Here is a 15318-nt window from a genome sequence, read left to right as displayed (position 1 = left end):
CAGAGGATGTATGCGCTACATTCTCTGCTTCATCTATGGATTGGATCTGTTCCGCTTCGGAGAGGAACAGGTTTAGGGTCAGCTGTTGATAAGCTCCGCCATCAGGATTTCCTCGGCCTGAGCTTTGCAGGTGTTCATCAGCCCCACCCACTTCATGGGATCGCTGGCTTTCAGTTCCTCGGTGGCTCCCGCTTCCTTCGCCAGCTGGGGCATCATCTGCTCCAGTCTGCTCTGGGCGGTCTCGTCGATCTCCAGAAGGTGCGGGTACAGCTTCTCGCTCAGCAGCATCTGGTTGTAGAGGATGGGACGGTGTTCCTTCAGATAGGTTTTCCTCATCCTGCCGTACTTGCCCAGGGATTTCTCCGGCTGCTGGCTCAGCTTCAGGTCGGGAATCAGATAGTCTCCGTTCTGGATATAGGTCATGGGATTGTTCATCTTGTTTGCTCCTTTCTTGGTTGGCTTCGCGCTCTGCATTTCGGACGGTGACGCCGATCTGCCGCAGCACCTGCTGGTTGATCTGACTGACCGCTGTTCCCAGCGCCCCGATGGTGGACGGGGTGTTGAAATCAAAGATCGCCATGAAATCTTCGTGGTCGAAGTAGCGTTCCGGCTCCAGTCCACAGCGGGACATCAAAGCGTAAGTGATGCTGACGGTGGCGGCTGCCTTGAACTGCACTCCGATGTTATACTCATCATATTCCTCCAAAAAGGAACCGTCAACGATATAGAAGAAGTCCTGCTGATGCTCCGTCCAGTATTCCTCGGCCAGTTTTCCGGCTACCTCCGCGAGCTGTCCGGCAAGATCCTCACCGGAAACATCATAGGTGCGCTCCAGCATGGCCTGCACGGAATCCAGATAGCGCTCCTCCAACTGCCACAGCCAGGGAGTGCGGGAATGTTCACGGGTTCCGGTGTCGGAAATGTCAAAGACATAACGCAGGCGAGGTCTGTCCCCGGAATCATCCACCAGAGCGATTCCCTTGGAACCGCGCCTTACATAACGGCCCATCTTTTCATTCCACAAATCGTACTCCGCACAGGCGGTGGCGTCCGGTCGCTGGGCATAGATCATCAGCTGCTCATGGAACGGGTACTTGTAAAGGCGGGAAGCAGTAGTGAGAAACCCTGCCCATTCCTGCCAGCTCCCCGTGAGCTGTGTTGCCACTTTGTCCGCCATCTGTGCATATAGTTCAGCTTTGGTTGGCATAGTGTTCTGTCCTCCTTTCAGTTTTGGGGTAAAAAGGTGGGGTGGCAGATCGCCACCCCATCCCTGCGGTTATGTTGTTTACTGGTCAAAATCCGGGTACAGCTCCAGTTCGGCAAACTTCTCATCGGTCATCGCACAGAGCTTCGTAAGGGTGCTGTCGGTCAACTCTCTCAGCTCTGTTTCCTCCGGCGAAAGCTCGCCGCGCATCTCACGCAGACTGTCAATCAGCCCGGTGCGGCTGCCGGTATTGTAAATGCACATCAGGTTCATTTCCTCAAAAGTAAAGTTTCCCATATCAAATCTCCCTTTCCGCACTCTTTTTGGGTGCTGTCTTTTTGTGTTCTGTCTTGGGCTGGCTTTTCAGCTGCTCCATGACGGACTTTTTCTTTTCCCGTTCCTCCCGATGGGTGGCGGCTGCCAACTCCATCAGGGAAATGGGCTGACCGCTGCGGGCCTGCTGTTCCAGCTCTGCCACCGTAGGCTCTTTTGCGCCATTGTTGATGATACCGTCGATCATGCCGTAATCGTCCTCCAGGGCCATTTCCGCATTTTTCAGCGGGTTTTCTGGCAGGAATCCGGGGATCTGGGTAAAACCAACGCTGTCACAGTAATGACAGGATACCTTACCGTCCTGTCTGATCGCAACGATGTCGCTGACGCTCATGGAGGGACTGTGAAAGTCCACGGGCTTTTCCAGATTGAATTGCTGATAGAGTTTTTCCAGCTGCTCCGGCACAGTGCCAGACTCCCTCAGAGGAGCTGTGTAAATGAGGTCATAATTGCTGCGGTCTATGGAAATGTCATGGGACTTTAACCAATCCAGATTCATAAAGCGCACATTCTGCGGATCGTCACGACTTACCTGATAGATGGCAAAACAGTTTCTGTTCTGGGAGAGAAATGCCTGTTCGCGTTCCTGCTGATGTTCCTGACGCTCCATGACCTTTTCATGGAACTGAGGGCTTTTCTCCCATTCCTCGCGGTCCACACCGAAAAGACCGCCATGATCCATGATTTCCTGCGGGTCAAACACCATGCTCTCCGTATTGTCCTCATGCAGCACATAGACGGTCAAACCGGCGGCATCCAGTTCCAGCGCCCGTTCTCTGGTAACAGGGAGCATCCCATCATAGGAGTAGCCATATTCCTGCATATCCGGTGTGGATACCTGCTCATCCGGCATGGGGTATTCATCCAGTGCCTGCTCCTGCGCTTTCGTCAGCTGGGAAGAAGCAGTCATCTGACTGGTCTCTGCCTGCATTTGCTGATAGGCCGCTTCCTGCAAGGTCTCAACCATAAACAAGGGAGCGCGTCTGAGCGAAGTGCTGTCCAGATCGTTATCATCACAAATCTGGAGAACTGCCTTCATACAGGAAAGCTCCGACATATCCAGCTGACCGCCATCCAGCTCTTTCATGGACGCGGCATCGTAAAGGGTGTAGTCCCAGCCGCTGTCACAGGGCTGAATATGAAGATAGGTGGCATCGTCAATTAGAAACAAAGCCTCCTGCTGGTTTGCCTCCGCATCAAGAACCGCCATTTCCGGCTCTTTTTTTGCATTGGGGTCAATTCCACGCTCTTTGCATATTTCCTTATAGTGGCGCTCAATGTCAGAGATCAAAGTGCCGGAGGTCTTATTGATGGTCTCCAAACTGGCTCTCAGCTCTTTCAGTTCCTTGCCCTGACTCCAGCTGGCAATATAGCCGAAGCTGTTTTCTCCGGTTTCAATGCCAAAATATTTGCAGACTGCATAGGAGATGCTTTCAGCCTCTACTTCTTCCGTGTGACGGTCTTTCTTCTGTTCCTGCAAAAACTGGGCGAGAGTAGAAAAGCCGCCAACAAAATTCAGCCCTTCTTCCTCGGTCAGCATCAGGCGTCCATCTTCCGCCAGCTCCAGCGGCTCTATCAGCAGAACGGAACCTGCATGGTTTACAACTACTCGTTCTTCTACACAGACCGGCTCTCCGGGGTCGTAGTCAGAACCGCGCAGGTCATAGCAATAAACGCCCTCCGGCAGATTATCACGGACAATCCGCCCATTGGAGAACAGACCGGGTTTATCAAACAGCTCGATCTCCTGATATTGCTCGTCATTGGCAATCTGAATCTTTTTCTGATTGTGGAGCTTGCTGTGGGCAATCTCGTGAACCGTGGCCGAAACCGTCTGCACCTCGCTCATGCCCTGACGAATGGCGATTTTCTGATGATCGGCAGAAAAATAGCCGTCCGTATCGGCGGCCATTGCTTCAAAAGTGATCGGCATCGGCGCACTGCGGCGCAGGGCCTCCATGAATGCCTCATAATTGGGCACATTGCCGGAAAGGGAGGAGGCAAGCTCCGGCAAAGGTTTCCCATCGGTCTGGCTCACATCAAAGACCTTGACCGGGCGAAACATGGGGATCTCGATTTCTTTTTCCTCTGTGATGATCTTTCCGTCTTTATCCAAAATCGGAGCCTTGGTATCCGGGTCCAGTTTCTGCTCCTCGATTTTCTTCTTGTACGGTGTGGGGGCGATGATGGTAATGCCATGTTCTCCCTTTTTAACATGACGCTCAAACTGGTCTTTCCACTTATTGTATCCGGCTACCAAAGTGGCGTCCGGCTTCTGCATATAGATGAGCATGGTGTTGTTTACCGAATAGCGGTGGAAGCGGGACATAACGGACAGATAGCGCATATACTTTTCACTCTCAAACAGTTCCTTGATGCCCTGCTCGATGCCGTCTGTGATTTCCCTTAGCCGCTCTCGGTTGGTGGGTTTGTTCTCAGCCATGATTTTCAATCTCCTTTCCAAGTGTGTGATTTCTGCTGTGTGTTCTGCAATCCATGCCTTTTGTTCTTCTTCACTTTCATAAAGAAAAAGATCCAGCAGGTACTCCACATAGATTTTCTTATGGATTGCTTCCACAAAGCGGGGGTGCGGTTTCTCCTCCGGTGTCCGGGGAGAATGGTCGGCCTCCCATTTTTTCAGCAGATAGTAGTAATCGGACAGTACGCGATAACACTGCTGCCGGTCCTCCCGAAACTTTTGTGCCTCGGTTTTCTGCCGGACATACCTCCTGCGGGGAGGGGCCTGACTGTCATAGATCAGGCCAAAGTCCTGTGCCAGTTTCTCCGCCGCTTCTTTTGGGGAGAGGTCAAAGAGCTTTGCGGTAAAGTCGATCACATCCCCATCTGCACCGCAGCCAAAGCAGTGGAACCGCTGATCTACCTTCATGCTGGGGTTCTTATCATCGTGAAAGGGACAGCAGGCCATACCATTTCGTTTGACCTCGATCCCATAAAACGCTGCCGCTTCTCTGGTGCTGACCGACTGCTTGACTGCTTCAAATACATTCTCTGCCATGTGCCTTTAACTGCTGGACTTTCTCACAGGGGGCTGGTATCCGGCAGCTTTCGCACGCTCACTGGCAGCTTTGCGACGCTCGGCGCTGTATGGCTCCCTGACTGATACACACCGCTTGGGGACGGTAAAGTTATGGGCGTCCTTTCGGGTGATCTGGTCGGGGTGCTTTTTTGCCAGCAGTTCCAGCTTCTCCATCAAACGGGGATCGTGGGTGTAGACCTCAGCCATTGGTTCTGCCTGGTTATAGAGGAGAATGGTTTCCCGTTCCGCTAAAGAGAGCTTCATCGGCTGCCTCCTTTCCGCTGGTCAAATTCCAGCTTGAAGTTGGCGTACTGTCCATCGTCCTCCAAAACCACAGTGGCATCGTAGGTCTTGCCGGTTTTCTCCGAATATAGGCCCGTTACACGGACACGGCCATCTTTCAGCAGTGCAGACACCACAGCCTTGGTCGGCTGTTTTTTCTTGGCAGCCCACCATTTGTTATTTTTCCAGATTGCAAATTTGCAAGAATCATTCTGACAGAAGAAGCCTTTTTGCAGTTCTGCAACTTCACCGCCGCAGCGGGGGCATTTGCCTACCACCTCACGGGGCGGGGAGAACAGGTACTCGGTTCCCTTGATGACCTGATAAGTCCCCACCAGGTCTCCCAACATGGTGCTGATCCCGTCCAAAAACTCCTCCGGGGCAAGCTGCCCGCGCTCGATCTCGCCCAGGCGGTACTCCCACTCGGCAGTCAAAAGCGGCGATTGCAGCTGTTCCGGCAGAACGGTGATAAGGGAAACTGCATCGTGGGAAGGGAGAAGCTGCACCGTTTTCCTGCTCTTTTTTCGTTCCAGAAAACCGGCAGATACCAGCTTTTCCAAAATACCGGCACGGGTGGCCGGTGTCCCCAGACCTTTTCGTTCGGCATCCTCCGGCATATCTTCTTTTCCGGCAGTCTCCATCGCGGACAATAGGGTGTCCTCCGTAAAGTGCTGGGGCGGACTGCTTTTGCCTTCTTTGACGATTGCCGCAGAAACCGAAAGGGTCTGTCCTTCGGTCAGCTCCGGCAGGGCTTTCTCTGCGCCCTCTTTTTTTGGCTCCGCATCCTTCATTTTGGCACGGTAAGCGTCCTCCAGTGCTTTCCATCCGGGGTGCTTCACTGTTTTTCCTTTGGCGGTAAACTCCCCACCGGCACAGTCGGCAATCACAACGGTTTCCGAATAGATATGGGGCTGGGCTACGGCACACAGCAGACGCAGGGCCACCAGCTCCAGCACCGCTTTTTCTCCCGCAGGAAGGGCAGAAAGGTCTGCATCCTTGAGATTTCTGGTAGGGATTACTGCGTGGTGGTCGGTTACTTTCTTATCGTTGATGACTGGCTGCGGATCACAGGTAATGGCGATCCCTTTGCGAAACGGCATAGCATTGGCAACCAGATTGACCAGCACCGGCAGGCTGTCTGCCATATCACCGGTCAGATAGCGGCTGTCAGTACGGGGATAGGTGCAGAGCTTCTTTTCATACAGGCTTTGCAGATAGTCCAGGGTCTGCTGGGCTGTAAATCCAAGCAAGCGGTTGGCATCTCTTTGCAGAGTAGTCAGGTCATAGAGGGCGGGCGGCTTTTCGGACTTTTCCTTGCACTCCACCTTTTTGATCGTGACGGCTGCACCCTGGCAGACTTCTTTCAGCTGCTCGGCAGCGGCCTTATCCGCCATGCGCTCCCCGGATACGGTAAGACCGGGTAGCTCCAGTGCCACGGTATAAAAGGGAACCGGCTTAAAGGTGTCGATCTCAGCTTCTCGCTGGACAATGAGTGCCAGCGTAGGGGACATCACGCGCCCGATGTTGAGGGTGCGGTGGTACAGCACGGAAAAAAGCCTTGTGGCATTGATCCCCACCAGCCAGTCGGCCTTGGCACGGCAGAGGGCAGCATCCCGAAGTCCGTCATAATCCGCACCGGGGCGCAGGTTTGCAAAGCCCTCCCTTATGGCAAAGTCCTCCATCGAAGAAATCCAGAGCCTTTTCATAGGCTTTTGACAGTCTGCCAGCTCATAGACGCTGCGGAAGATCAGCTCACCCTCGCGTCCGGCATCGCAGGCATTTACCACTTCCGTCACATCCGGGGCATTCATCAGCTTTTTGAGAATATCAAACTGCTTTTTCTTATCCTTTCCCACCACCATCTGCCAATGCTCCGGCAGGATAGGCAGGTCATCATATCGCCACTTGGCATACTTGGGATCATAACTGTCTGCATCCGCAAGACCAGCCAGATGGCCCACGCACCAGCTGACACGCCAGCCGTTACCCTCCAGATACCCATCCTTACGAGCAGTTGCACCGATTACCGCAGCCAGACTTTGTGCAACCGATGGTTTTTCAGCGATTACCAGTTTATATCTCATCATCTTCAGCCTCCCATTCATTCTGCCAATTATCAGACAGTTTTTTTGCAATGCTGTGTTCTGAGGCAAGTGTAATGTCATAGCCAAAGCGATAATCATATCGGTACAACCTGCCAATCAAATCATTGATTATGATATTGCAGGCCATAATCACACGCTCTTTATCCACCTGCATCAGTTGATAGCGTTGATAATTGTTGTAATATTCTCGATGTCTGTGGGTTCTGCTGACCGTATCTTCCATCAGACAATCTATGGCATCTTTTTCACCATCTTCTTTGCTGCCCTGTGTATAAGACAACAGTTCCTTAACCATGGGAAAACTTTGTTCATCTACCGTTGCTTCTTCGCTCAAAAAACCGATATAAGCTTTTAGTAACAGGCTAACTGCTGTTTTTTCAGCTTCAGATAAAGCGTTCATGGTCTCCGCTGCATCAGGCAACAGTTCCTTTTCCACAAATTCATCTATCTCACCAGAATAAAGCATTCGGATTGAGTCCACACATAAAGAGCGCTTTTGGGGTGCGGTCTCAATTTCAAAATCATAAAGATCCAAGTCATCGTCCTTCTTTGATTTTTTTTGAACTTTGCTGATAGCAGTGAAAAGAATGTCTCCTCCAAAGTAAATTCCGAAGGCGACCAGATCAAAAATAATCAGAAAGTGTAATAACCAGTTCCATGTGTTCATTGTGAGGTCCTCCTTTCTTTGACCATGTGCTGATTTTGGGTGTGGATTTACAGTAAGAGAGTGAGTAGAGCAGCAGAGGACAGTAATTTCTCCCTGTCCTCTGTCCCTTATCCCGCAATGATTTGAAATACGCTACGCTCAAATGGTTCAATCTGCTCTATCGCGTTCCTCATTAGGGTCAGAACCCTCAAAACCATCCTCAAGGACTTCCTCATCTTCGGTTTCCCATTCCTCGGAATCTTCCTCACCATAATCATAATCGTCCAGACTGTCATTGCCCTTGGTCTTAGGCTTATTCTTAACGAGCTTCAAGTAGGCAAATACGCCACCGCCGCCCAGCAGAGCCAGCAGAAGGATCAGCGCAGCCGGGTTCAGTCCGGCAGGCTTCTCTTTTTCCGGCTCCGGTGTTTCTGCCGGAGGTTCCGGTGCTTTTCCCGTACATTTACTCTTATCAGTTACACAGACCGGACAGGCCGTATTAACTGCCCCTGCTTCACATTTCTTCGTGCAGCTGCACACAGCAGGCGGCTCCTCTTTGGGTTTTCCATCTTCCATCAGCGCCATCAGGTCCGCTTCATCCACCTGGTTCAGAAAGTGAACAGCAGTCTTTTTATCCTCGTTGGCCCTGTCGATCAGGATATAAAAATAGTTGCCCGCCTTGGTGGTAACGGTAATGAGCTGTTTATTGCCCCCGAAATCATCCACCAGAGCGGCGTTGCCCTCCGGGGTCAGCGGAGGTGCTTTTTCCGTTTCTTCCACCACCACATTGCTGTCATTGGTGGTATCCTCTGCCGGGGGCGGCGCTGCGCCCTGGGCAAAAGCGGGAACGGTAAAGCCCGATGCCAGCACCAGCGTCAGGCAAAGGGCGGAAAGTGTTCGGAGCAATCGTTTATTCCTCATAGCTGTTTTCCTCCTGTTTGTTGTTGTCATCAGCAAAACTGCCGGGAACTGTGCCTCCGGACAGCATGGCGCTCAGCTGAGCCGGGGTCATACGCAGTGCGCGCACCATCTGGACGATCTCCAGATTTTCTGCCTCGGTTTTCTGTACCTCCAGCGCCTTGAGCTTTTCCTGATACTCTGCGATCTTCTCGCGGACCTTAGCAATCTCCTGGTCAATGCGTTCAATTTTGTTCTTTGCCATCGTCTATCACTCCTTCTAAAAAATCTCTGTTACCAGTTCATCAGGCCGTAGCCCTTGATACTCTGATAATTCAGGTCATAACTTTTGATCTTGCAGGCATCGCCGGAATTTCCCTCCACGGTATAAACACGGCTGCCATCGGTGCCGACAACAATTCCCACATGGTCTGCGGAACCATCCAGATCCCAATCGAAGAAAATGGCATCACCGGGGGCGATGTTTTCATATCCTCGTGCGCCCCACTGTCCATGAGACTGGAACCACGGAACACCCTGAGACTGACAACCAGCAAAGCGTGGTTCCGTTCGACCGGATTGACCATAGCACCATGATACAAAGCAGGCACACCATTCCACACGGGAGTCAAAGCCGTACCAGCTCCAATAAGGTTGTCCTCCCACATTGCCCACCTGACTTTTCGCCAGTTCCACCAGCTGCGGATTGCCGGGGCGGGTGCCATTGATAAATTCAACACCAGTCAAATCTTCAGAAACACCTGTATCGGGAGAACCGCCACCAAATAACAGCGGCTTATTGCCCATAGTCTGTCGGTAGACCTGGTACATCTCCATCTGCTCCGGAGTCAGTAGTTCTGGCGCAAGAGAGGCAATGGAACGGCTTGTTAAAGTTACATGGAGAATACGATATTCATATTCATGCTCATCACCATCTTCGTCAGTGTAAGTGCGAATCTGAATTTCTTCTCTCAGCGTAAGCTGATACTGTGCATCAAACACACGATCCAGCTCTGCCTGTGCGCTGTGGCGTGTATAGCCTTGCAAGACAGCAGAGAGAACTGCCGCCAGCTCATGGGGGTCATGGCCAATCATATCCAGGTTATAGCGATACTCGTCATACCCTGGGTGGCTGCTTTCGATGTTGTCGATTTTCTCCTGCAACCGAGCTTCTCTGTCTGCATAATCTGCCTCCACCGCCAGCATTTCCGGGTCATCCGATGGATAGGTAGTGCCGGAAATTACAGAACCAATACTCTGTGCCATCATAGAGCAGGAGGACATGGTATTCATCAGCATACAGGCGATGAGGAAAAAAACCCCTGCCATCAGGAAGCCCTTCTTGTGGCGCATGACGAATGCCCCTGCCTGCTGTGCCTTTTCTTTTACCGTCCTTGCGGCTTTTCCGGTTTTGGACGCAGCCTGGGCGGTATTTCCGGCAGTCTGACCGGTGCGCTTGGCGACGGCATACTGCTTTTTGATACTCTGTTTTTGCTGCCAGCGGGAGAGAGGGTTGCTGGTAAACTGAGGATTTTCCCGTAGGGACTTCTGGTACAGGGCATTTACATTTGCCTTTTCCAGCTTCTGCTCGGCCTGGGCTGCTTTGCGGTACGGCTTCAGCTTGTGGCTGCGATAGCCCTCCCGCACCAGATAAGCGCTGGTCTCCACCGCCTCCTCGGACTTGTGGGCGCTTTCCACGCCCACATTGTCCTGTTCTGTTTCCCGGATCTCTTTGTGAAACTTGCCCGCGACCAGATGGACGGGAGCTTCCTTAACCCCTTGGGAAAGTTTGGAAGGTGGTTTTTTCTTGTCCTCAAAGGTCAGCTTCGAGGTCTTTTTCCCGGTGTCCGGGTCAATGACCGTCTGTCTGACTTTTTTCTTTGGAATATTGGCCTGCGCCTTATCTGCTCTGGCCGTAGCTTTCTCCGTTTTGCGGATCGGCTTTTCCAGTGCAGGGTCAGCCCGTTCCTCATCAGTAAAGCGCAGGCGCGGCTCTTTATTCAAACCAATCACCCATTAGGATAGCATCCATCATGTGGTGCAGCTCCACATAGAGGGCCAAACCTTCCGGATCATATAGCGGATGCACGGTGAGATACGCATGGACTTGCGCCAGAATCTCAGAGAGCATTGTGATAGGTCTGCACCCTACAATGGTTGCTGCACCAGGGGCACACATCATATTCGCCCAAATCGAAAAGAGACGGGCAAGACCAATTTCGCCATCCTCATTCAAGGTTTTGAGTTCTTTGTCAGCGGTACGACACTCAACAACAGCGGAGGCCATTACCGGAAGCAACATGAATTCGTGAGCCTCCAATGCCTCACGGAAAAAAATCATGGTATCAAGTTCGCAAATATTCTGTTTCATAGTTATTCATCCTCCTTTTTCAGTTCCTGGGGTTTGGTGGTCATAATGCGGTAAAGCTCAGTATTCTTCGGGAAGTGGTCAACGAAGGGCAGGATGGTGGAGCCATAGAACAGCAGGCCCTCGCCCTCACCGGAGTGGGTCACATAGCTAAGCTGGTGCGTGGAAATGCCCAGCTGCTTGGCGAGAATCTGACGGTCTCCGCCTGCCTGGTTGAGCATATACACGAAGTCGGAGTTTTCAAAGATGTTCTCCACCTCGCGGCTGCTCAAAAGGTCTTTGACATTCTGGGTGATACCTGTCGGAATACCGCCCCATTTGCGGAATCGCTTCCAGATTTCCACCGTATAAGCGGCGGTCTGCTCCTCCTTCAAAAGCAGGTGCATCTCGTCGATGTAATAACGGGTGGACTTGTGGGCAGCGCGGTTAATGGTAACGCGGTTCCACACCTGATCCTGGACCACCAACATACCGATTTTCTTGAGTTGCTTGCCCAGCTCCTTAATGTCATAGCAGACAATGCGGTTATTGATGTCCACATTGCTCTGGTGATTGAACACATTGAGGGAGCCGGTTACATAGATTTCAAGGGCCGTGGCGATATACTGGGCTTCCTTTTCCTCCTGTGAACGGAGCAGGTTATATAGGTCCTCCAGTATGGGCATATTCTCCGGGCGCGGGTCATTGAGGTAGGTCTGATAGACCAGACGCACACAACGGTCGATGATGGTTTTCTGCACCGGCTGCAATCCGTCCTTACCGCCCACGATCAGCTCACACAAGCTGAGGATAAAGTCAGACTTGAGGGACAGCGGGCTTTCATCATCCGAATAGTCCAGGTTCAGATCCATCGGATTGATGTAGTTGGTTGAGGTAGGCGAGATCTTGATGACCTGCCCATGCAGACGCTCCACCAGAGGTGCGTACTCCGCTTCCGGGTCACAGATGATGACATCATCATTGGTAAGCAAAAAGCAGTTGGCAATCTCACGCTTGGCGCTGAAAGACTTACCGGAACCCGGCGTACCCAAAATCAAGCCGTTGGGGTTTTTCAGCAGCTTTCTATCCACCATGATGAGGTTGTTGGACAGGGCATTGATGCCGTAGTACAGCGCTTCCTTGCCGTTCTGGAATAATTCCTGTGTGGTGAATGGTACAAAGATAGCCGTAGAACTGGTGGTCAGCCCTCGCTGAATCTCGATCTGATTGAGTCCCAGGGGCAGACAGCTCATCAGCCCTTCTTCCTGCTGGAAGTCCAGTCTGGTCAGCTGGCAGTTATACTTCTGGGCAATAGAGCCTGCCTGAAAGATGTTGTTGCCAAGCTGACGGGGGGTGTCCGCTGTGTTCAGCACCAAAAAGGAGACCAGGAACATTCTCTCGTTTCGGCTCTGCAAATCCTGCAACAGCTTTTTCGCTTCGCTGCCGTAGGTGGCAAGGTCAGAAGGAATGATGTCCATGTCATATCCGGCGCGGACTGCTTTTTTCTGTTCCTCAATCTTACTGCGGTCCAGATCGGTAATCTTACGCTTTACCGTTTTGATGGCTTTCACCTGATCCACCGACTGAATGTGCATACTCACAATGAGCGAGCTTTCCATATCCAGAAAATCAGCCAGCAGACGGTCATTCAGCTCTGGGGCTAAAATCTGCAAAAAAGAAACAGCCCCGTATTTCTTGCCCATACGGAACTGCTTGCCGGTGCGGAACTCAAAGGAGCTTGGTGCAATAAAATCTTTCGTGGACAGGCCGGAAGGAGCCAGCCAGTCCCATTCAAACTGAAACGGGAGCTGTTCATCCATGTGGAATACCGCATGAAGCTGGGAAAGCCTTTCCTTACCGTCCAATGTTCTGGCGGCTACACCAAGACGCTTGAAGTTATTGAGTATATCGGTCTCAATACGCTCCAGACGGGGCTTGGCGGCTTTGATGCTGTCAGCGTTGATACCAAAGGTCAGGTATTTGGTCTTGATGAGACCGTTGTTGCCTCTGACCAGCTGATTTTGCAGCATCGTGGTATATTCCTCACGGATACTGTCAAAGGCATCCCCCTGGGGCGGAATGGAAATGGAGTTGGCAAAGGTCTCCTCCGATGCCGCAAGGTTCAAAAAAGACAGCTGGAAGTGAATCGAGCTGTCGAAATAATTGAGGAAATCACACCAGCCCTCAAAGATCGCGGTCTTATCTTCATTTTGGGAGAGCTGATAGTTGATGTCCTGAAACTGAATGGTCTTTGTGTAGTGGCTGTCCGATACGCGGCAGATCCCGTCCGGCCACATTCGTTCATAGGGGATACTGTCCTGTGCCGATTTTCCTTTTTTGTCCGTGCGGTTGGCGCGGGCAATGGCCGCTTCGATCTGCTTCTTATCGGCGCGGGACAGCTTTTTCTTTGTCTTTACCGGATGCACGGTCTTTTCTTCCGGTTTTCCCAGCAGACGGCGCAGCCAGCTTTTCATTGCGGTGAACAATGTCATACACCTCCTTATCGAGCATTTCCTGCCGCTTTAATACGGCATAAAAGTTATTGGTCTGGTAGGGACGCTGCTTGGGACGGATCACAGCTACTTTGAGGATGTTGCCCACGATCTTTTCCAGGGGCTGTCCATGCTTTTCATACATTGCCAGCAGGAAGAAGGGCATCATGACCAGCATCATACACATGGCAGCCATGCTGTTTCCCGCAGGCTCACGGAGCCACAAGAACAGCGGTACACCTACAAGCGCCCCGGCGGTAAAGCAGACCAGCTGCCTTCGTGTCAGATTGAACATGACCTTGGTTTCGACTTTGGTTAAATCTTTGGGTACGGGTACATAAGCCATATTATCCACCTCCTTTATGGGAATGAAATAGAGCTGTCCACTTCATTTCCCCACACATCCCAACCGGGTGTGGATTGACGAGCAAACAGTTCTATGCGCGGGAGATCACCCATCAATGAGACAATGCGTTCTCTGGCTTCCTGCGGTTTTTTTGAATGTTCTTCAATGTGAGAGACAATGACCTGATGAACAGCTGCGTTTATACGCTTGGGATGTCCTTTCGTTGCGAGGATACAAAGTTCCACATTGGAGCGCGTCCAATATCCCATTCCCCAGAACAAGCTATCTGCCTTTCGATTTTGCTTTACCCAAACAAAGCCGACGGTTTTATAGGTAAATCCCCATGCCTTCAGAACTGAGAGACCTTCCAGTAAACATGGAATCGTGACCCATAAAAACAAGGCACAGTCTTTATCCGCCAAGTTGCCTACTGGCAGCGCACAAATATCCTCGATACTCATGGTCGGATAGTGACTTTCTGCACTGCGTCCCAATCCTTTCTTGGAATATACTTTGTAGTTCCATGGCGGGTCTGCGTAAATGATTTGATATTTTTTCATACAGAACCCTCCTTTAGTGCGCCTGAAAGACTGATTTTGCGAGACTGCCGGTTTTGAACAGCGTAAAGCACAGCAGTACGGTGTAGCCCACGCAGCTCCAGATTGCCATGATGATGTCATCTTCCAGAGCGATGTTCTGCACCAGCACAGCATAAATTGCCACGCAGACGATAATGAGAAACGCCTGAAAGCCCAGCGCCAGCAGGGATCGGAGGTAATTCTGTCCCATACCGCCCCATTCTTTACCCATCATTGCAGCCATTGGAACGGGAGCCACCGAAGTCACAAGGTAGATTTCGATCATACGGCCATAAATAACGATAAAGATACAGATATATAACGCCCACATAGTAATGCCAATAAAGAGGGATTGGAACCACAGTCCGAACAGCGGTCCCAGATCCATTTCCATCAGCCTCGGTTCCAGATCGGTCATAACTGAGGAAATGTCAATGGACGCATCCGAATTGATAACCCCTGCCGCCTGCGCCACTACGCTCTGCGCCATATCAAAGACGCCCATCACGATATTCCATGTATTTGTGACAATGAGGATGGCAGCGGCTGATTTGAACACCCACTTGAAAATCATCCAGGTGTCCACATCATGCAGGTTGTTCTTGTCTGCGATCATCTGGATCAGGTCTACGGTCATCACGATAGCCAGGATCACGCCTGCAATCGGCACCATGATGGAGTTGGACAGATTCTCAATCATGCTGAAAATACTGCCATTCCATCCCTGTGGGGTCTGGCCTACCTGTACGGATATATCCGCGACCTGCTGGTTTACACTGTCAAACATCCCCGAAAGGTTGCTCATAATGCCGCCCACCAGCATTTCTTTCAGCCAATTTGTCAGGGCTTCAAGTAAGAAATCCATACGGTGTCAACCTCCTTTCCGCCGCCCCCGCAAAACTGCGGGAGCGGCAAGGATTTCATACGGAGACGCTTAGACAGAGAAAAGCCCGGAGAGCAGAGGTACAAGGACCATGCCTACCACGGCTACACCAGCACCGGCCATGAGCTGCTTCATGCCCTGGCTCTTTGCTGATGTGTGATAAAGAAG

The 15318-nt window shown here is 51.6% G+C and carries 15 protein-coding genes and 1 pseudogene; 1 reads left to right on the top strand and 15 read right to left on the bottom strand.

Features of this window, described 5'->3' with window-relative positions:
* Positions 1 to 78 precede the first annotated feature (78 nt).
* The gene (locus H8711_RS05390; RefSeq protein ID WP_118583099.1) at positions 79 to 435 is read right to left on the bottom strand and encodes a TnpV protein; all 357 of its coding nucleotides are present in this window, start codon (positions 433 to 435) and stop codon (positions 79 to 81) included.
* Here H8711_RS05390 and H8711_RS05385 point away from each other — a divergent pair.
* Positions 422 to 1189, top strand: a complete 768-nt coding sequence (locus tag H8711_RS05385; protein ID WP_249282472.1) for a hypothetical protein — start codon at positions 422 to 424, stop codon at positions 1187 to 1189. The genes H8711_RS05390 and H8711_RS05385 overlap by 14 nt on opposite strands.
* 96 nt (positions 1190 to 1285) lie before the next feature.
* On the opposite strand, the gene H8711_RS05380 is transcribed toward H8711_RS05385, so the two are convergent.
* The 14 genes and pseudogenes from H8711_RS05380 to H8711_RS14195 all read right to left on the bottom strand — a co-directional run.
* Positions 1286 to 1501, bottom strand: a complete 216-nt coding sequence (locus tag H8711_RS05380; protein WP_249282471.1) for a transposon-transfer assisting family protein — start codon at positions 1499 to 1501, stop codon at positions 1286 to 1288.
* 1 nt (position 1502) lies between these two features.
* Positions 1503 to 4553 (bottom strand): LPD28 domain-containing protein, encoded by a 3051-nt coding sequence (locus tag H8711_RS05375; protein ID WP_249282470.1) that lies wholly within the window; start codon positions 4551 to 4553, stop codon positions 1503 to 1505.
* 6 nt (positions 4554 to 4559) lie between these two features.
* Complete coding sequence (locus H8711_RS05370) at positions 4560 to 4838, bottom strand: hypothetical protein (protein WP_006059586.1); 279 nt, start codon at positions 4836 to 4838, stop codon at positions 4560 to 4562.
* Complete coding sequence (locus H8711_RS05365) at positions 4835 to 6943, bottom strand: type IA DNA topoisomerase (protein WP_249282469.1); 2109 nt, start codon at positions 6941 to 6943, stop codon at positions 4835 to 4837. The genes H8711_RS05370 and H8711_RS05365 overlap by 4 nt, the downstream gene beginning before the upstream one ends.
* The gene (locus tag H8711_RS05360) at positions 6930 to 7628 is read right to left on the bottom strand and encodes a hypothetical protein (protein WP_008723343.1); all 699 of its coding nucleotides are present in this window, start codon (positions 7626 to 7628) and stop codon (positions 6930 to 6932) included. Before H8711_RS05360 ends, H8711_RS05365 begins: the two co-directional genes overlap by 14 nt.
* A 147-nt stretch (positions 7629 to 7775) precedes the next feature.
* Positions 7776 to 8528, bottom strand: a complete 753-nt coding sequence (locus H8711_RS05355; protein ID WP_002589132.1) for a DUF4366 domain-containing protein — start codon at positions 8526 to 8528, stop codon at positions 7776 to 7778.
* Positions 8518 to 8769 (bottom strand): DUF4315 family protein, encoded by a 252-nt coding sequence (locus tag H8711_RS05350; RefSeq protein WP_249282468.1) that lies wholly within the window; start codon positions 8767 to 8769, stop codon positions 8518 to 8520. Before H8711_RS05350 ends, H8711_RS05355 begins: the two co-directional genes overlap by 11 nt.
* 29 nt (positions 8770 to 8798) lie before the next feature.
* On the bottom strand, positions 8799 to 10508 hold the full coding sequence (locus H8711_RS05345) for a CHAP domain-containing protein (RefSeq protein ID WP_117470827.1): 1710 nt from the start codon (positions 10506 to 10508) through the stop codon (positions 8799 to 8801).
* Positions 10501 to 10875 (bottom strand): DUF3851 family protein, encoded by a 375-nt coding sequence (locus tag H8711_RS05340; protein WP_002569211.1) that lies wholly within the window; start codon positions 10873 to 10875, stop codon positions 10501 to 10503. Before H8711_RS05340 ends, H8711_RS05345 begins: the two co-directional genes overlap by 8 nt.
* Before the next feature lie 2 nt (positions 10876 to 10877).
* The gene (locus H8711_RS05335) at positions 10878 to 13277 is read right to left on the bottom strand and encodes a VirB4-like conjugal transfer ATPase, CD1110 family (RefSeq protein ID WP_117515824.1); all 2400 of its coding nucleotides are present in this window, start codon (positions 13275 to 13277) and stop codon (positions 10878 to 10880) included.
* Positions 13234 to 13689, bottom strand: a complete 456-nt coding sequence (locus H8711_RS05330) for a PrgI family protein (protein WP_117515823.1) — start codon at positions 13687 to 13689, stop codon at positions 13234 to 13236. Before H8711_RS05330 ends, H8711_RS05335 begins: the two co-directional genes overlap by 44 nt.
* A 14-nt stretch (positions 13690 to 13703) precedes the next feature.
* The gene (locus H8711_RS05325) at positions 13704 to 14249 is read right to left on the bottom strand and encodes an MT-A70 family methyltransferase (protein WP_002589060.1); all 546 of its coding nucleotides are present in this window, start codon (positions 14247 to 14249) and stop codon (positions 13704 to 13706) included.
* 13 nt (positions 14250 to 14262) lie between these two features.
* Entirely contained in the window at positions 14263 to 15132 is an 870-nt protein-coding gene (locus H8711_RS05320) for a VirB6/TrbL-like conjugal transfer protein, CD1112 family (protein ID WP_024724981.1), read from the bottom strand.
* A gap of 69 nt (positions 15133 to 15201) precedes the next feature.
* Positions 15202 to 15300: pseudogene (locus H8711_RS14195) on the bottom strand (Maff2 family mobile element protein); the annotation flags it as partial.
* Positions 15301 to 15318 lie beyond the last annotated feature (18 nt).

This window comes from Ligaoa zhengdingensis (genome assembly GCF_014384885.1).
Lineage (GTDB): Bacteria > Bacillota > Clostridia > Oscillospirales > Ruminococcaceae > Ligaoa > Ligaoa zhengdingensis.
The sequence above is the reverse complement of the archived record's forward strand: the minus strand, read 5'-3'. Positions and strand labels throughout refer to the sequence as shown.